Below are 16,046 nucleotides of genomic sequence, written 5' to 3' on the forward strand. Positions count from 1 at the left end.
TTTCTACGGCTGCTTGTCGCCCGGCGAACCGTCGTCGCCCTGGCCGCCCTGGCCGCCGTGACCGCTCTGGCCGCTCTGACCGCTCTGACCGCTCTGACCGCTCTGGCCCGTGAACTTTCCGCGGAGCTTGCCGCCCAGGTCGCCCGCGCCGCCCGCGATGTCGTTGACCAGCTTCATCAGCGGGTCCTTGCTGTTGCGCACGTCGTCGGCGTACGACGACGCGGACTGCCGGAAGGAGTCGGAGACCGAGGTGTCCCTGTCCTCGTCGCGGCGGGGGTAGTGGCCGTCCATGATCCGCTGGTAGTCGCGGGATTCGGCCCACTTCTTCAGCTCGGCGGCGCGGACCGTGGCGAAGGGGTGCGTGCGCGGCAGGATGTTCAGGATCTTCAGCACGGAGTCGCGCAGGTCGCCCCCGGCCTCGTACTCCTCGGCCTGCTCCAGGAACGCGTCCACGTTCATCTCGTGCAGGTGGTTGCCGCCCGCGAGCTTCATCAGACCGCGCATCGAGGCCTTCAGGTCCTGTCCGACCAGCAGGCCCGCGCGGTCCGCCGACAGCTCGGACTTGCGGAACCACTCGCGCAGCGCCGTCACGATCGCCATGATCGCGACATTGCCGAGCGGGATCCACGCGACCTTCAGGGCGAGGTTCGTGAGGAAGAGGAGGATCGTGCGGTAGACGGAGTGGCCGGAGAGCGCGTGGCCCACCTCGTGGCCGACGACGACCGCCCGCATCTCCTCCTCGTCGAGCAGCTCGACCAGGCCCGTCGTCACGACGATGATCGGCTCGTCCAGGCCGATGCACATCGCGTTCGGGTTCGGGTCCTGGTTGACGTACATCGGCGGGACCTTCTCCAGGTCCAGGATGTAACAGGCGTCCCGCAGCATGGTGTTGAGGTGCGCGAACTGCGCGTCGGACACGCGCACGGAGTCCGACAGGAACAGGAGCCTGAGGCTCCGCTCGGGCAGCAGGCCGCTGAGCGCCTTGAAGACCGTGTCGAACCCGGTCAGCTTGCGCAGGGCCACCAGGGCCGAGCGGTCCGCCGGGTGCTCGTAGGCCCGCGACGAGATGCCGGGGAAGCGCCTGCGCTGCCGGCTCGGCACGCGCTCGTGGCCCGCGCCGTCCCCGCCGCGGTGGTTGTCGTCGGTCATGCCGCATCCCCCATGTCTCGTCCTCCCGTGCCCCCGAGGTGGGGCCCAGCCTAGGCGGAGATACCGTGACAGGGCAGCACACAGAAGGAGTCTTCCGTCATGGAGCACAACCCCGGGGCCGTCTGGCTCACCGAGGCGGCCAAGGCCGCGGAGCAGCAGGGGCCGGGCAATCTGCTGCGGATCGTGCTGATCGTCATGGTCGCCGGATGCGTACTGGTCGGCTGGTTCCTGTTGCGCGGCTACCGTCAGGGCGGCGAGAACGGCGACGGGGGCGGCAACGGGGGCGTGGAGCGTACGCCGGACAAGGACGCCGAGAAGGGCGCTGACAAGGGGGCCGAGAAGGCCGCCGGCGAGGACGCCGACAAGAGTGCCGGCAACCGTAACGGCTGAGTCGACGTAAGCCGGAGCGAGCCTCCCGCATACGATGGCCCGGAAGTCTTTATGTCCATCCCACCTCCGGATAGGTCCTGCCTGAGATGAGCCTCCACAGCAACGCCGCCCAGCTGGTCACTCTCGCCTCCGAGGGCGGCGAGCACGGCGGCAACCACGAAAGCCTCAGCCCTCTCCTCACCGGCGGCGGCGCGTTCCTCGCCCTCCTGCTGCTCCTGTGGATCACCACCCGCTTCAATCGGGACCGCTGAAACAGGGCCCGTCCGCCGGGCCGGTAGGGTCTGCACGCATGGGAGAGCAGGACATGCCTACCGGTCCGGTGAGCAACGGCAAGCGCCGCCTGGGCGTCATGGGCGGAACGTTTGATCCGATCCACCACGGACACCTCGTGGCGGCCAGTGAGGTCGCCGCGCAGTTCCACCTCGACGAGGTGGTGTTCGTGCCGACCGGCCAGCCGTGGCAGAAGAGCGACAAGCAGGTGTCACCTGCCGAGGACCGTTATCTGATGACGGTCATCGCGACCGCGGAGAACCCGCAGTTCTCGGTCAGCCGCATCGACATCGACCGCGGCGGAGCCACCTACACCACGGACACGCTGCGCGATCTGCGTGCCCTCAACCCCGACACGGACCTCTTCTTCATCACGGGCGCCGACGCCCTCGGCCAGATCCTCACCTGGCGGGACACGGAAGAGCTGTTCTCCCTCGCGCACTTCATCGGGGTCACCCGGCCCGGCCACACGCTGGCCGACCCCGGGCTGCCCAAGGGCGGTGTCTCCCCGGTGGAGGTGCCTGCCCTGGCCATCTCCTCCACGGACTGCCGCGCGCGGGTCGCCAAGGGTGACCCGGTCTGGTACCTGGTGCCCGACGGTGTTGTGCGTTATATCGACAAGCGCGAGCTGTACCGCGGCGAATGAGCCGAGAGGGGCACCGGTGAACGACCGACAGTACGACCCTTATGCGGGCGAGTACGCGGCTGACCAGTACCAGGTCGTCGGGTACGACGAGTACGGGCGGCCGGTGTACCAGCAGGTGCAGCAGCCGCAGGTGCCTCAGCAGCATCAGGGGTACGGGTACGACCCGTACGCGGGCGGTCAGGGCGGTCAGGGCCTTCAGGGCGTTCAGGGCGGTCAGCAGCAGGGGTACGACGCCGGGTCCTACGACGCGTACGGGGGCGCAGGGACGGCGTACGACAGCAGTGGCGCCTCGTACGAGAACGGTGGCGCCTCGTACGACAACAATGGCGCCTCGTACGGCGCGGCGACCACGCAGGACGCCGGGTGGATCCCGCAGCAGCAGCAATATCAGCCGCAATCGGCTCCAGCTCCGGCTCAGGCTCCGGCTCCGCCTCCGGAACCCGAACGTGAACCCGCCCCGGAACCTGCGCCGCGTGCCGGGAAGCAGGGCGAGTACAAGACCGAGCAGTTCTCCTTCATCGAGGAGCCGGACGAGGACTCCGAAGACGTCATCGACTGGCTGAAGTTCACCGAGAGCCGCACCGAGCGGCGCGAGGAGGCCAAGCGGCGCGGGCGTTCCCGGGTCGTCGCGCTCGTCGTGGTCCTCGCGCTGGTGATCGCGGGCGGCGTCGGCTACCTGTGGTTCGCGGGCATGCTGCCGGGCCAGTCGGACGGCGAGGGCGGCGCGGCCGCGGCGGCCGGTCCGCAGAAGCGCGACGTCATCGTCGTCCACCTGCACAACACCAAGGGCGGCGGCACCTCCACCGCGCTCCTGGTGAACAACGCCACCACCAAGCAGGGCGCCACCGTCCTGCTGCCCAACTCCCTCGCCGTCTCGGACGACGACGGCACGGCGACGACGCTCGGCAAGTCCGTCGACGACGACGGCTCCACCGGCACCCGCGACGCGATCGACACGGTGCTCGGCACCCAGGTCGAGGGCACCTGGCGACTGGACACCCCGTACCTGAACAACCTCGTCGAACTCGTCGGCAACATCGACATCGACACGAACACCGACGTGCCCGACCCCAAGGCGAAGAAGGGCGAGGCGCCTCTCGTCACGAAGGGTGAGCAGCAGACCCTGAGCGGCCCGATGGCCGTCGCGTACGCCACCTACCGCGCGCGCGGCGAGACGGAGACCGACCAGCTGAACCGCTTCGGTGAGGTCATGCAGGGCGTCCTGCGCAAGCTCTCCTCGGACCCGCAGGCGGCCACCACCACCGTCCAGTCGCTCGCGCAGATCCTCGACCCGTCGCTGGAGGAGAAGGACCTCGGCGCCTTCCTCGCCAAGCTCGCCGACCGCGCGAAGGGCGGCGACTACAAGACGTCGCTGATGCCGGTGCAGCAGGACGGCACGCTTACGGAGAAGGCCGGTGAGACCGTGGTCAAGGACGTGCTCGGCGGCGCGGTGAAGAGCCCGGAGAAGGGCGCGGCCCTGCGGGTCGGCGTGAAGAACGCCTCCGGGAAGAAGGCCGCGGCGCAGGACGCCCGGGTCTCCCTGGTCAACGGCGGCTACACCTTCATCGACGGCGGCGCGGGCACCGCGGCCCAGCCCACCTCACAGGTCACCTACGCCGACGCGAGCAAGAAGGCGCAGGCCACCGAGGTCGCCAAGACCCTCGGCCTGCCGGCGAGCGCGGTCCGCAAGGGGAAGACGGTGTCCAACGCGGACGTCTCCGTAGTCCTCGGGCAGGACTACCGGACGGGATGACAGCGGGCGGCCGGACCGGATGACAGCGGGCGGCCGTACGGGATGACAGCGGTCGGCGCGGGCAGCCCGGGACGGCCCGCGCCGACGCGGTGACGTAATCGTCTGGGGCGGTGTCGGCGGTCCGTGAGACCCTTGGGGTGTATCCACGACCCGAAGGACAGCTCTCTAGTGACCGCCACGGACCGCTCCACCGAGCTCATCAACGTCGCCGCCCAGGCGGCTGCCGACAAGCTCGCGCACGACATCATCGCGTACGACGTCAGCGACGTGCTGTCGATCACCGACGCCTTCCTGCTCGCCTCGGCGCCCAACGACCGCCAGGTCAAGTCGATCGTCGACGAGATCGAGGAGCAGCTGAACAAGCAGCTCGGCGCCAAGCCGGTCCGCCGCGAGGGGGACCGCGACGCCCGCTGGATCCTCCTCGACTACGTGGACATCGTGGTGCACGTCCAGCACAGCGAGGAGCGTGTCTTCTACGCCCTCGAGCGCCTGTGGAAGGACTGCCCCGAGATCGGCCTGCCGGAGGACGCCAAGGCGACCCGCGGCAAGGGCGCCGAGCACGCCGAGCAGCAGGCCGCGGAGGAGGCCGACCTGGACGGTGACCTGCGGTGAGCAACCGCGGTTGCCGGATCATCCTGTGGCGGCACGGTCAGACGGCGTGGAACCTGGAGCGCCGCTTCCAGGGCTCCACGGACATCGAGCTGACCGACACGGGCATATCCCAGGCCAAGCGTGCCGCCCGGCTGCTCGCCTCCCTGAAGCCGGACGCCATCGTCGCCTCCGACCTCAAGCGGGCGGTGGCCACGGCCGGTGAGCTCTCCGCGATCACCGGTCTCCCCGTCAGGCACGAGGAGGCCCTCCGGGAGACGTACGCCGGTGACTGGCAGGGTCTGACGCACGACGAGATCATCGCCCGCTTCGGCGGGCAGTACGCGGCGTGGAAGCGCGGCGAGCCGGTGCGTCGCGGTGGCGGCGAGCTGGAGACCGAGGTGGCCGACCGGGCCGCGCCGGTCGTCCTGCGCCACGCCGAGAAGCTGCCCGAGGACGGCACGCTGGTCGTGGTCAGCCACGGCGGCACCATCCGCACCACGATCGGTCGCCTCCTCGGCCTGGAGCCCCACCACTGGGAGGGGCTCGGCGGTCTCAGCAACTGCTGCTGGTCGGTCCTCGGCCAGGGCGCGCGCGGCTGGCGCCTGCTGGAGCACAACGCGGGCACGCTGCCGGAACCGGTGCTCGGCGACGACGACTGAGCGTTCCTGAGCTGCCGCGGAGCCGTTCCGCAGCCGCTTCGGAGCCGCTTCGGAGCCGCTTCGGAGTGCGGCCCGACCCGGATTTCACATTCCGGCTGGTCGCAGGCTAAAGTTCTTCTTGTTCGCCCGCCGAGCGGGAAGAACACAAGGGGCTATAGCTCAGTTGGTAGAGCGCCTGCATGGCATGCAGGAGGTCAGGAGTTCAATTCTCCTTAGCTCCACAGTCCCGGAAATCCCGTCCCCATCAGGGGGCGGGATTTTCCTGTTACCCCGAACCGGCTTGAGTCGTGTGGGGTGCCTGGGGCGTATTCATCCGGAGCGCGCTCTTGGCGTGCACCTGTGCGCCGGGTGCGGTGGCCGCACCGGGCGCCGTGTCCGGACTGGTACGAATGCGTCGCTGACCGGGTCGCTCGGAGCGTGGCAGAATCGGACGGCCGGAAGGGGACGCAGCCCGAGGGAGGGAGAGCGCGATGCCTGCGAGCATCCTCGGAGAGGTCGACCACCTCTCCGAAGCGGCGGCCGTACGAGAACGGTCCGTGCCCCGCACGCTCCTCGACTGCCCTTCCTGCGGCTCGTCCCACGTCGCCCAAGTACTCGGTGACAACGGCGGAGTCTCGTACGTCTGCACCGCCTGCGGCCACAGCTGGAGCTGATCGATGGGTGCACACAGGCGGAAATGCGACTGGTGCGGCAGTGGCACACCGATCGTCCGCGACATGGAACCGGTCAACCAGGAGTACCAATACTGGTGCGAGGAGTGCGCACGGGCGCTGATCATAAAAGGCGACCCCATCGAGACGTACCGCGAACTTGAAGGGGAGCCGATCTACGGCAGGCTGCTGGACGAGCACTGCACGCTCAAGCGGTTCTACTCGTTCGCGACCGCGTGACCGCGACCAGGAGAAACGCGAAAGCGGTCACTACGTAGAGGGCGGACAACGTCATCTGGCCATAGTCCTGGGCGAGTTCGAGCCGCCCCGCTCCGTGCGGTCCGTGCGGCACCCACCACAGGGCGTACGAACAGAAGACGAGGGACGAGGCCCCGGCGACCGCCCACCGCGCCGGGCCGCCCCGGCGCTCCGCCTCGGCCGCCAGGAGCAGCACCATCGGCACGCACCACACCCAGTGGTGCGACCACGACACCGGACTCACCAGGAGCGCCGTCGCCGCGCAGGCGAGGGCGGCCCAGGCCCGTTCCCCGCGCAGCGCGGCGGTCACCGCGACCGCGAGACCCAGCGCACCGGCCACGGCGGCGGCAAGGACCCAGCGGGCGCCGGGCTCCCCGGTGTGCAGGAGTCGGGCCAGGACGCCGCGCAGCGACTGGTTCGCGGTGTCCTCGGCGAACCCGACCCGGCCCGCCTCGAAGACCATCCGCGTCCAGAAGCGCCACGAGTCGTACGGCAGGGCGGCGGCCGCGAGGAGCGTCGCACCGGCGAAGGAGGCGGCCGCCAAGCACGCCTGCCGCACAGCAGGCCGCCACGGCCCGCGCCGCAGCGCTTCCGCGGCCCCCGTGAACATCAGGAGCGCCGCGAAGAGTGCCGGCGTGAGCTTGATCGCCGCCGCGACCCCGATGCCCGCGCCCGCCCAGCGGTGACCGGGGCGCCGGGACAGATCCCACAGGACGAGGACGGCGAGCAGCAGGTTGATCTGCCCGTAGCGCAGCGTCGTCCACACCGGCTCGCACCAGACGGCGAGGGCGGACGCCCACAGGGCGCTCTCCACGCGCGCGTGCCGCTTCCCCGGCTCTCCCCGCTCGCCTCGGCCTCCCTGCCCTCCGTGGATCAGCCGGAGGGAGAGGTGCACGAAGACGACCAGGAGCAGCAGGTTGCCCAGCGTCGCGAGCGTGCGCATGGCCGCCGTGTCCAGCAGCGTCAACGGAGTGAAGAGCAGTGCGGCGAACGGCGGGTAGGTGGTGGGCAGATGGGCCTTGGTGGTGCGCAGCGCGTACAGGTCTCCGCCCGCGCGCACAGTCTCGCCCTCGGCCCGGTAGACCATCAGGTCGATCATCGAGACGTCGGCGGCGCGCTGCGCGGCCCAGAAGGCCGTGAAGGAGAGCAGGCAGATCCCGGCGGCCAGAGGCACACGACGGCGGGTGGCGGCGAGCGCGATCACGGTCACGAAGGCTGACAGTACCGGGCGTATCCGTCCAGACCGGAAACGATTTGGTGGAGCACGGGTATGACCGTGTAATGTTGGCGGAGCCGCCGGGGAAACCGGGCGGACAAGCAAGGGGCTATAGCTCAGTTGGTAGAGCGCCTGCATGGCATGCAGGAGGTCAGGAGTTCAATTCTCCTTAGCTCCACAGGATATGAGCGGGCCACCCGGATCGGGTGGCCCGCTCTTTTCGTTGCTCCTTTTTGTCCGTCACTGCCTTCCGCTGCCGAGCGCCCGGCGGCCCCGGCCCGGCGGGAGGGCTGCCGGGACCGTCCGGCGGGCCTGAGGCGACGCCCCGGGGGCCTCCTCGATGCGCAGCGCGAGCGCGGGGCATCGGCGTACCGCGCGTGTGGCACGCGCTTCGGAGTACCGCGGTACGGACGCTTCCGCCACCGAGGGGAAGCCGTCAGGGCCGAGCTGGATCAGCTCCGGGACGATGTCCGCGCACAGACCGTGGCCCTGGCAGAGCGTCCAGTCGACGGCGAGCTTGCGGCCACTGGGCGCCTCCGCCTGGGACACGTCCTCCTGTAGAGGCAGGATTCCCTCCACGGGGCGGCCGCAGCCCGCGCCCAGGACATGTGCCGCGAGGTCGTCCGTGAACGCCGAGATCGACGACTCCAGGAAGGCCGCCGAGCCGTCCGGGTGCTTGCACGCGCCGCGCCGCTTCACGGCCCGGGTCACCTCGCGCAGCGCTTCGAGAGCGGTCGGCCCGCCGCCCGCCAGGACGTCGGCGAGGCCGCGGGCCGCCGCGGGCAGGCCGAGGTAGCAGGGGCCGCACTGCCCCGAGCTCTCGGCGGCCAGCCAGTGTGCGACGCGCAGCGACTCGCCGAGCGGGCAGGTGCCCTCGCCGATGGGCAGGATCGCGCCCGCGCCGAGCGCGCCCCCGCAGGCGTCCAGGGAGGCGCGTGAGACGACCGCCTCGTGTGCTGTCACGCCGTCGAGCCACTTGCCGTGATAGCCGCCCGTCAGCACGCCCTGGGGGAGTGCGGGCGCTCCGGCGAGCTGGAGGACGTACCGCAGGGGCACTCCGGTGGGCACCTCGAGGACCATCGGCCGCGCGACCGCTCCGGAGAGGGTCAACAGGACGGTGCCCGGCTCGTCGCGCAGACCGGTGCGGCAGTAGCGGTCGGCGCCCGCCCGCGCGGCGACGGCGAGGTGCGCGAACGTCTCCGCGTTGGAGAGCAGGGTGGGGGCGCCGCCCACTCCGGAGTCGGACGTTCGCACCTTGCGGCCCGGCGGCAGGGGAGGGCCGCCGTCCGCCGAACGGACGAGGGCGGAGGACTCTCCGGTGACCATGCGCACCGGATTGCGCTGCACGCGCGCGCGAAGGGCCGGCCCGCGCCGGTTGCCGAGACCCCGCTCGGCCAGAGCGGTGCGCATCGAGGCCTCGGTGGAGTCGCGGGTCACGCCGATGACCAGCGTGCGGGCGCCCAGGGCCTCGGCGGCGAGCAGGGCGCCGTCGAGGATGAGGTGCGGGGCGCGGTTGATCAGGACGGTGTCCTTGCGGCAGGCGGGCTCGTCCTCGCTGCCGTTGACGACGACCACGGGGCGTACGCCGCGGCGTATCGCCGCTTCTGCGACGGCCCGCAGCTTCTGGGCGAAGGGGAAGCCCGCGCCCCCGCGGCCGCGCAGCGAGATGTGCTCGGCGAGTCGGGCGAGGGGCTCGCCGGCCATGGGTTCCAGGGGGCCGTGCACCTTCAGGTGCATGGCGAGGTCGAGGCGTTCGACGAGGTCGAAGCCGGAGGTGAGCAGGGGCAGGCCGACGACTCGGACTTCGGGGACGTCGGGCAGTGCGGCGTTCACGGGTGGCCTCCGGTGGCGGCGTTCCAGGGCTCGCCCGAGCCGGGGGCCTGGAAGGGCCGGGGCAGCGGTTCGGTGGCGGGGCCACTGTCGTACGCGGGGTCGAGGGGTGCGTCGTACGAGGGGTCGTAGACGGGCTGAGGGGTGGTGTCGTAGGTGGGCTGGGGTGCCGCGTAGGGGGACTCGGTCGGCAGCGGCGGGCAGGGCGCGGGCCAGCGCCCTGTGGGGTCGGCACGGGGCGGTGGGGCCGTGGGGTGCGGGGGTGTGGTGGGGGTCAGCGCACGGTAGGCCGCCGAGATGCCGACGACCGGCTCCGGAGCGGGGGTGGGGGTGTTCGTGCCGGGCAGTGGGGTGGAGGCGGTGTCCCGCGCGGGTGGCTCCCGCCGGGGCGGGGCGCCACGTTCCGGTTCGAGCAGGGCCAGAATCCGGGCGGCGACCTTCCGTTTGACCGGGCGTGGGGCGGCGCGCAGCGCGACGGCGCCGGCGACCCCGACCAGGCACAGGGAGTACAGGGCGATCACCCATGGCTTCGGCGGGCGGCCCGCGTACAGGCCGTGGATCAGCCCCGCGCACCAGGCGGGGTAGGCGAGCATGTGCAGTGCCCGCCAGCGCGAGGCGATCCGCGCGGGGGAGGCGAAGGCACTGCGCAGGGCGCCGGTGACGGCCGTGGTGATCATGAGGAAGCCCGCGAGCGAGCCGAGGCCGATCAGCCCGGCGCTGCCGGTGACGCCGAGTCCGAACGGCATCAGGGCACCGAACAGGGACACGTGGTCGAGCGCGACCTTGACGGTGCCGTGCAGCAGCAGGAAGCCGACGGAGGCGACCGCGGTGGCGCGGTGCACGGCCTGGGCGAGCAGGCGCTGGCGGGGGTGCAGGAACAGGCGGTCCGTGGCGACCAGGCCCCAGATGACGGCGGCGGTCAGCGAGACCAGGGAGAGGACGCCGGCGGTGAAGTCGATGGCGGCCCGCAGACCGTCACCGCCCGCGAAGACGAGCAGGGGTATCAGGAACAGCGCTCCGGCGCTCAGGGCCCGTGACAGCGGAAAGGCACCGGAGGACGGGTTCGGGAACGGCGAGAGCGGTGGAGAGGGCGGACGAGGCGACGGCCGGGGTGACGAACGGGGGAGGGAACGGCTCTTGCGGTGCGGGTGCAGAGGGTTCATGGGGGCGGCTCCGAAATGGTTCGGTCCCGCCGCATGCTAAGTCGCTCCATACCGGTGGGTACGGGCTTTGAGTTATTGCGTTGTTATCAAAGTGCGACCCGATCTTGGTGTTGCCCCGATAGCGGTCGGTACGCGGGGTAACCCTTGGCCAAAGCTCGGCGCCCGGTCGGGGAACGGCCGAAGATGGGAGGGATTCCCGGGTACCCGGGCGTCGTGGACGGAAGCTCGTCGCGGGCCGCGGGAGGGCTGCGGTACCCTGACGCCATGCGTGCCGTACGCCTTCTGCTTAGCGGGCCGCGCTGATCAGTCCCGACCGCCGGTGAATCGCGGTCGGAATCGGCGCGGCGTCCCCTCCTGTGCGAGGGGCATTTTTATTTGGCCAGCAGGCCAATTCCGTAGGCAGAGACGATCGATGGAGCTTTGAGGATCATGAGCGAGACGAATTCTGCTGCCGCCTCCGAGGTGGCCGCGCCGCACCGCTATACGGCCGCTCTGGCCGCTGAGATCGAGGCACGCTGGCAGGACTTCTGGGACGCCGACGGCACCTACGAGGCGCCGAACCCGAGCGGCGACATGGCCGCGCGGGACGAGGCCGAGGCCGCCCTGGTCGGCAAGCCCAAGAAGTTCATCATGGACATGTTCCCGTACCCCTCCGGAGCGGGCCTGCACGTCGGCCACCCCCTGGGGTACATCGCCACGGACGTCTTCGCGCGCTTCCAGCGCATGACCGGCCACAACGTCCTGCACACCCTGGGCTTCGACGCCTTCGGCCTGCCCGCCGAGCAGTACGCCGTCCAGACGGGCACCCACCCGCGGGTCTCCACCGAGGCCAACATCGCGAACATGAAGGCCCAGCTGCGCGCGCTGGGCCTGGGCCACGACAAGCGCCGTTCGTTCGCGTCGATCGACCCCGAGTACTACAAGTGGACCCAGTGGATCTTCGTCCAGATCTTCAACTCCTGGTACGACGCCGACGCCGCGAAGGCCCGCCCGATCGCCGACCTGGTCGCGCAGTTCGACAGCGGTGAGCGTGCCGTACCGGGCACCACGCGCGCGTGGAGCGAGCTGGACGCCGCCGAGCGCGCGGACGTGCTGAGCCAGTACCGCCTGGCCTACGCCTCCGACGCGCCCGTCAACTGGTGCCCCGGCCTGGGCACCGTCCTGGCCAACGAGGAAGTCACCGCCGACGGCCGTTCCGAGCGCGGCAACTTCCCCGTCTTCAAGGCCAAGCTGCGCCAGTGGAACATGCGCATCACGGCGTACGCCGACCGCCTGCTGGACGACCTGGACGCGCTGGACTGGCCCGAGGCCATCAAGCTGCAGCAGCGCAACTGGATCGGCCGCTCCGAAGGCGCCCGCGTGAACTTCCCCGTGGGCACCGAGGGCGACGCCATCACCGTCTTCACCACCCGCCAGGACACCCTGTTCGGCGCGACCTACATGGTCCTGGCGCCCGAGCACGACCTGGTCGACAAGGTCATCCCCGAGGCCTGGCCCGAGGGCACCCACGAGGTGTGGACCGGCGGGCACGCCACGCCGGCCGAGGCCGTCGCCAAGTACCGCGCCTTCGCCGCCGCCAAGTCCGACGTGGAGCGCCAGGCCGACGCCAAGGAGAAGACCGGCGTCTTCACCGGCGTCTACGCCACCAACCCGGTCAACGGCGAGCAGGTCCCCGTCTTCATCGCCGACTACGTACTGATGGGTTACGGAACCGGCGCGATCATGGCCGTCCCGGCGCACGACAGCCGCGACTTCGCCTTCGCGCGCGCCTTCCACCTGCCGATGCACTGCGTCGTCGAGCCGTCCGACGGCCGCGGTACCGACACCAGGACCTGGGACGACGCCTTCTCCTCCTACGAGGCGAAGCTGACCAACTCCTCGAACGAGGAGATCTCCCTGGACGGCATGGACGTCGCGGGCGCCAAGGCCCGCATCACCGGCTGGCTGGCCACCCGCGGCATCGGCGAGGGCACCGTCAACTTCCGCCTGCGCGACTGGCTGTTCAGCCGCCAGCGCTACTGGGGCGAGCCCTTCCCTATCGTCTACGACGAGGACGGCATCGCCCACTCGCTGCCCGAGTCGATGCTGCCCCTGGAGCTGCCGGAGGTCGACGACTACTCCCCGCGCACCTTCGACCCGGACGACGCGGACACCTCTCCGGAGACGCCGCTGTCCCGCAACGAGGACTGGGTCAACGTCACCCTGGACCTGGGCGACGGCCCCAAGCGGTACCGCCGCGAGACCAACACCATGCCCAACTGGGCGGGTTCCTGCTGGTACGAGCTGCGCTACCTGGACCCGCACAACGACCAGCAGCTGGTCGACCCCGCCGTCGAGCAGTACTGGATGGGCCCGCGTGAGGGGCAGCCGACCGGCGGCGTCGACCTGTACGTGGGCGGCGCCGAGCACGCCGTGCTGCACCTGCTGTACGCCCGCTTCTGGTCGAAGATCCTGTTCGACCTGGGCCACATCTCGTCCGCCGAGCCGTTCCACAAGCTGTACAACCAGGGCATGATCCAGGCCTACGTCTACCGGGACAGCCGCGGCTTCCCGGTGCCGGCCACCGAGGTCGAGGAGCGCGACGGAAAGTTCTTCTTCGAGGGCGAGCCGGTCAAGCGCGAGCTGGGCAAGATGGGCAAGTCCCTGAAGAACGCCGTCACGCCGGACGAGATCTGCGACGAGTACGGCGCGGACACCCTGCGCCTGTACGAGATGGCGATGGGCCCCCTGGACGTGTCACGCCCCTGGGACACGCGCGCGGTGGTCGGCCAGTACCGCCTGCTGCAGCGGCTGTGGCGTCTGATCGTCGACGAGTCGACGGGTGAGGTCACCGTCGCCGACGTCGCCGAGAGCGACATCGACGAGGGCATCCTGCGCGCCCTGCACAAGGCGATCGACGGCGTGCGCCAGGACTTGGACGGCATGCGGTTCAACACCGCCATCGCCAAGATCACCGAGCTGAACAACCACCTGACGAAGGTGGGCGGCGCGGTGCCGAAGTCCGTCGCCGAGCGCCTGGTGCTGCTGATCGCGCCGCTGGCCCCGCACATCGCCGAGGAGCTGTGGCGCAAGCTGGGCCACACCGACACGGTCGTCCACCACGACTTCCCCGTCGCCGACCCGGCGTACGTCGTCGACGAGTCCGTGACCTGCGTCGTGCAGATCAAGGGCAAGGTCAAGGCGCGCCTGGAGGTCTCCCCGTCGATCTCCGACGCCGAGCTGGAGAAGGTGGCGCTGGCCGACGAGAAGGTCGTGGCGGCGCTGGACGGCGCGGGCATCCGCAAGGTGATCGTGCGGGCGCCGAAGCTGGTGAACATCGTTCCCGCGTAACGACGTGCGTGCCTAGCGGCATAGGGGTCTTCCCCTACGGGCAGGTTGGGGGTTCCGCTGGAACCTCCGACCTGCCTTCTCCGTTTACGGTGGAGGAGTCGCTGGAGCGGACATCGCTGGAGCGCGCTGGACTGGATGCGGAGAGAGGAGCGTCATGGGAGCCGTGGGCGCAGTCGTGGCGCTGCTTTTCGTGCTGTTCTTGGTGCTGGGTGTCTACATGACGGTGAAGGCGGTCCGGGCGGCCAAGCGGGGCGTGGACCGCACCATCCTGGAGGCCCGCAGGACGGTGGAGGACACCACACTCCGGGCGAAGAGCTTCGCCCAGGTCGGCACCGCGGCTGAACTGGCCCAGCTGCGCCTCTCGTTGCGCACGTCCATGCGGGCCACGCAGGACGTCCTGCAAGCGGGCGCCGCCGAAGACGCCTCGCTGAAGGAGACCCTGGAGCTCTTCAACCGCCTCAGCGTCCACGGGCACGAGCTGGACGACGAGCTGCGGCGTCTGGAGCGCGACCCGGACAAGGCCGCTCTGGCCGAGCGGCTCCCCGAGATGCGGGAGCGCACGGAGCAGATCAAGAAGGCGGCGGACTCCCTGCGGTGGTCGGCGCGCGACCGGGCCCGCCGGTTCGCGAACGACGACCTGGACTCGCTGAGCACGCAGATCGACATGGAGGCGGGCGCCCTGCGGCACTGGACGACGGAGCCTTCGCCCGCCCAGGCACCTCCCGCCGCGTGGCCCGAGCCCACGACGGAGGCGGGCAAGGACGCCGAGCAGACCTGGTCCGAGCCGTCCGGTTCCGCCCGGCAGACCGCCCAGGAGGCGACGCGGCCCGCGATCACTCCGCCCGCCGCGAGGCCGACGTATCCGTGGGAGAAGAAGGCCAAGCCCGAGAGCACGACCTGATCCGCCCGGTGGCGGACGGGACGTCCGGGGAGCCGGGCGGGCAGGGGCCGGACTGCCGCCCGACGGCGCAGACAGGTAATCTCCAGCTCATGTCCCGCCATGTCGCGATCGTCACGGATTCAACGGCCTACCTGCCGCAGGCGACGATGGACCGGCACGGCATCACCGCGGTGCCCCTGACCGTGGTCCTCGGGGATCAGGCGCTGGAGGAGGGCACCGAGATCTCGGCCCGCTCGCTCGCCCTGGCGCTGCAGAAGCGGAAGTCGGTGACGACGTCCCGGCCCAGCCCCCAGCTCTTCGCGGAGACGTACCGGAAGGCCGCCGAGGCGGGTGCCACGGCCATCGTCTCGCTGCATCTGTCCGCCGAGTTCTCCGGTACGTACGACGCCGCGGTCCTCGCCGCGAAGGAAGCGCCGGTGCCGGTGCGGGTGGTGGACACCGGCATGGTCGCGATGGCCCTGGGCTTCTGCGCCCTCGCGGCGGCTCAGGCCGCCGAGGCCGGCGACTCGGCGGAGGAGGTGGTGGCGGCCGCGGAGAAGCGGGCCGCAGGCACGTCCGCGTACTTCTACGTCGACACCCTCGACTATCTGCGCAGGGGCGGCCGCATCGGCGCCGCACAGGCGCTGCTGGGCTCCGCGCTCGCCGTCAAGCCGCTGCTGAAGCTGGACGGCGGCCGCATCGACATGCTGGAGAAGGTACGGACGGCGTCGAAGGCGATCGCCCGGCTCGAGGAGCTCGTGGTCGAGCGCGCCGGTACCGGCGAGGTCGACATCGCGGTGCATCATCTGGCGGCACCGGAGCGGGCGTCGGTACTCGCTGAGCGGCTCAGGGAACGGGTGCCGGGCCTTGCGGAGCTGCACGTCAGCGAGGTCGGCGCGGTGATCGGGGCGCACACGGGGCCGGGGTTGCTGGGGGCCGTGGTCTCGCCGCGGTGAGGTTGACTGCTCGGTTCGAGCGGTGAGGCCGGCTGCTCGGTTCGAGCGGTGAGGTGTGGCCCTGATTTCCCACGTGTGGGTGACGGAGATATCCACAACTGCCGAGTAATCCACGGAAATTGAGCAAGATCAACAACTTTCTTCCGCTGTGCCTAACGTCGTCGGCATGGCACTTCGACCACTTCCCAGGACAGCTTCCGCATCGAGCGGCCCCGGTCGCGGCCCCGCGTCCGACGGTCGCGCGAGCCACCGTCACGCCCGTGATCGGGCCCGTCGCAGACGCGCCTCGGCGGAGGCGGTCCGGC

At 70.7% G+C, this 16,046-nt stretch carries 15 protein-coding genes and 2 tRNA genes; 13 read left to right on the forward strand and 4 right to left on the reverse strand.

Annotation, left to right across the window (positions count from 1 at the left end):
- Nucleotides 1–3: 3 nt before the first annotated feature.
- Nucleotides 4–1,149, reverse strand: a complete 1,146-nt coding sequence (locus AB0N81_RS04860) for a M48 family metallopeptidase (RefSeq protein ID WP_365355716.1) — start codon at nt 1,147–1,149, stop codon at nt 4–6.
- A 99-nt stretch (nt 1,150–1,248) separates the two neighbouring features.
- Here AB0N81_RS04860 and AB0N81_RS04865 point away from each other — a divergent pair, with 99 nt between their 5' ends.
- The 9 genes from AB0N81_RS04865 (at nt 1,249) to AB0N81_RS04905 (ending at nt 6,348) form a co-directional block, all read left to right on the forward strand.
- The gene (locus AB0N81_RS04865) at nt 1,249–1,539 is read left to right on the forward strand and encodes a hypothetical protein (RefSeq protein WP_365356403.1); all 291 of its coding nucleotides are present in this window, start codon (nt 1,249–1,251) and stop codon (nt 1,537–1,539) included.
- An 86-nt stretch (nt 1,540–1,625) separates the two neighbouring features.
- The gene (locus AB0N81_RS04870) at nt 1,626–1,790 is read left to right on the forward strand and encodes a hypothetical protein (protein WP_365355718.1); all 165 of its coding nucleotides are present in this window, start codon (nt 1,626–1,628) and stop codon (nt 1,788–1,790) included.
- A 38-nt stretch (nt 1,791–1,828) separates the two neighbouring features.
- Nucleotides 1,829–2,455 (forward strand): nicotinate-nucleotide adenylyltransferase, encoded by a 627-nt coding sequence (nadD, locus tag AB0N81_RS04875; RefSeq protein WP_365355720.1) that lies wholly within the window; start codon nt 1,829–1,831, stop codon nt 2,453–2,455.
- Nucleotides 2,456–2,471: 16 nt separating this feature from the next.
- Nucleotides 2,472–4,208, forward strand: a complete 1,737-nt coding sequence (locus AB0N81_RS04880; protein WP_365355722.1) for an LCP family protein — start codon at nt 2,472–2,474, stop codon at nt 4,206–4,208.
- Between the two features lie 168 nt (nt 4,209–4,376).
- Nucleotides 4,377–4,820: a ribosome silencing factor gene (rsfS, locus tag AB0N81_RS04885; protein ID WP_365355724.1), complete on the forward strand. Its 444-nt coding sequence runs from the start codon at nt 4,377–4,379 to the stop codon at nt 4,818–4,820.
- Nucleotides 4,817–5,458, forward strand: a complete 642-nt coding sequence (locus AB0N81_RS04890) for a histidine phosphatase family protein (protein ID WP_365355726.1) — start codon at nt 4,817–4,819, stop codon at nt 5,456–5,458. Before rsfS ends, AB0N81_RS04890 begins: the two co-directional genes overlap by 4 nt.
- Before the next feature lie 148 nt (nt 5,459–5,606).
- A tRNA-Ala gene (locus tag AB0N81_RS04895) sits at nt 5,607–5,679 on the forward strand.
- Nucleotides 5,680–5,928: 249 nt separating this feature from the next.
- Nucleotides 5,929–6,111: a hypothetical protein gene (locus tag AB0N81_RS04900; RefSeq protein ID WP_365355728.1), complete on the forward strand. Its 183-nt coding sequence runs from the start codon at nt 5,929–5,931 to the stop codon at nt 6,109–6,111.
- Nucleotides 6,112–6,114: 3 nt separating this feature from the next.
- On the forward strand, nt 6,115–6,348 hold the full coding sequence (locus AB0N81_RS04905) for a hypothetical protein (RefSeq protein WP_306334254.1): 234 nt from the start codon (nt 6,115–6,117) through the stop codon (nt 6,346–6,348).
- Here AB0N81_RS04905 and AB0N81_RS04910 read toward each other — a convergent pair.
- A complete protein-coding gene (locus tag AB0N81_RS04910; protein WP_365355730.1) occupies nt 6,317–7,576 on the reverse strand; it encodes a glycosyltransferase 87 family protein in 1,260 nt (419 codons plus the stop codon). The genes AB0N81_RS04905 and AB0N81_RS04910 overlap by 32 nt on opposite strands.
- Nucleotides 7,577–7,687: 111 nt before the next feature.
- Here AB0N81_RS04910 and AB0N81_RS04915 point away from each other — a divergent pair.
- Nucleotides 7,688–7,760 (forward strand) — tRNA-Ala (locus tag AB0N81_RS04915).
- 62 nt (nt 7,761–7,822) lie between these two features.
- On the opposite strand, the gene AB0N81_RS04920 is transcribed toward AB0N81_RS04915, so the two are convergent.
- Nucleotides 7,823–9,415 carry an NADH-ubiquinone oxidoreductase-F iron-sulfur binding region domain-containing protein gene (locus AB0N81_RS04920; protein ID WP_365355732.1) on the reverse strand — a complete coding sequence of 531 codons (1,593 nt, stop codon included), beginning with the start codon at nt 9,413–9,415 and terminating at the stop codon, nt 7,823–7,825.
- Nucleotides 9,412–10,575 carry a hypothetical protein gene (locus tag AB0N81_RS04925; RefSeq protein ID WP_365355735.1) on the reverse strand — a complete coding sequence of 388 codons (1,164 nt, stop codon included), beginning with the start codon at nt 10,573–10,575 and terminating at the stop codon, nt 9,412–9,414. The genes AB0N81_RS04920 and AB0N81_RS04925 overlap by 4 nt, the downstream gene beginning before the upstream one ends.
- 429 nt (nt 10,576–11,004) lie before the next feature.
- On the opposite strand from AB0N81_RS04925, the gene leuS reads away from it, so the two are divergent.
- The 3 genes from leuS to AB0N81_RS04940 all read left to right on the forward strand — a co-directional run bounded on the left by leuS (nt 11,005) and on the right by AB0N81_RS04940 (nt 15,741).
- Nucleotides 11,005–13,905 (forward strand): leucine--tRNA ligase, encoded by a 2,901-nt coding sequence (gene leuS / locus AB0N81_RS04930; RefSeq protein ID WP_365355737.1) that lies wholly within the window; start codon nt 11,005–11,007, stop codon nt 13,903–13,905.
- A gap of 154 nt (nt 13,906–14,059) precedes the next feature.
- Nucleotides 14,060–14,806 (forward strand): hypothetical protein, encoded by a 747-nt coding sequence (locus AB0N81_RS04935; protein ID WP_365355739.1) that lies wholly within the window; start codon nt 14,060–14,062, stop codon nt 14,804–14,806.
- An 89-nt stretch (nt 14,807–14,895) separates the two neighbouring features.
- Nucleotides 14,896–15,741, forward strand: a complete 846-nt coding sequence (locus AB0N81_RS04940) for a DegV family protein (RefSeq protein WP_365355741.1) — start codon at nt 14,896–14,898, stop codon at nt 15,739–15,741.
- The last annotated feature ends 305 nt before the right edge of the window (nt 15,742–16,046 follow it).

The sequence above is a fragment of the Streptomyces sp. NPDC093510 genome (assembly GCF_040683555.1).
GTDB lineage: Bacteria > Actinomycetota > Actinomycetes > Streptomycetales > Streptomycetaceae > Streptomyces.

Excerpts from the sequence above, each read along its gene's own strand:
- AB0N81_RS04940 (WP_365355741.1), top strand. The coding sequence starts at position 14,896 with ATGTCCCGCCATGTCGCGATCGTCACGGATTCAACGGCCTACCTGCCG.
- AB0N81_RS04900 (WP_365355728.1), top strand. The coding sequence starts at position 5,929 with ATGCCTGCGAGCATCCTCGGAGAGGTCGACCACCTCTCCGAAGCGGCG.
- AB0N81_RS04925 (WP_365355735.1), bottom strand. The coding sequence starts at position 10,575 with ATGAACCCTCTGCACCCGCACCGCAAGAGCCGTTCCCTCCCCCGTTCG.
- AB0N81_RS04865 (WP_365356403.1), top strand. The coding sequence starts at position 1,249 with ATGGAGCACAACCCCGGGGCCGTCTGGCTCACCGAGGCGGCCAAGGCC.
- AB0N81_RS04905 (WP_306334254.1), top strand. The coding sequence starts at position 6,115 with ATGGGTGCACACAGGCGGAAATGCGACTGGTGCGGCAGTGGCACACCG.
- AB0N81_RS04860 (WP_365355716.1), bottom strand. The coding sequence starts at position 1,149 with ATGACCGACGACAACCACCGCGGCGGGGACGGCGCGGGCCACGAGCGC.
- AB0N81_RS04870 (WP_365355718.1), top strand. The coding sequence starts at position 1,626 with ATGAGCCTCCACAGCAACGCCGCCCAGCTGGTCACTCTCGCCTCCGAG.
- nadD (WP_365355720.1), top strand. The coding sequence starts at position 1,829 with ATGGGAGAGCAGGACATGCCTACCGGTCCGGTGAGCAACGGCAAGCGC.
- AB0N81_RS04935 (WP_365355739.1), top strand. The coding sequence starts at position 14,060 with ATGGGAGCCGTGGGCGCAGTCGTGGCGCTGCTTTTCGTGCTGTTCTTG.
- leuS (WP_365355737.1), top strand. The coding sequence starts at position 11,005 with ATGAGCGAGACGAATTCTGCTGCCGCCTCCGAGGTGGCCGCGCCGCAC.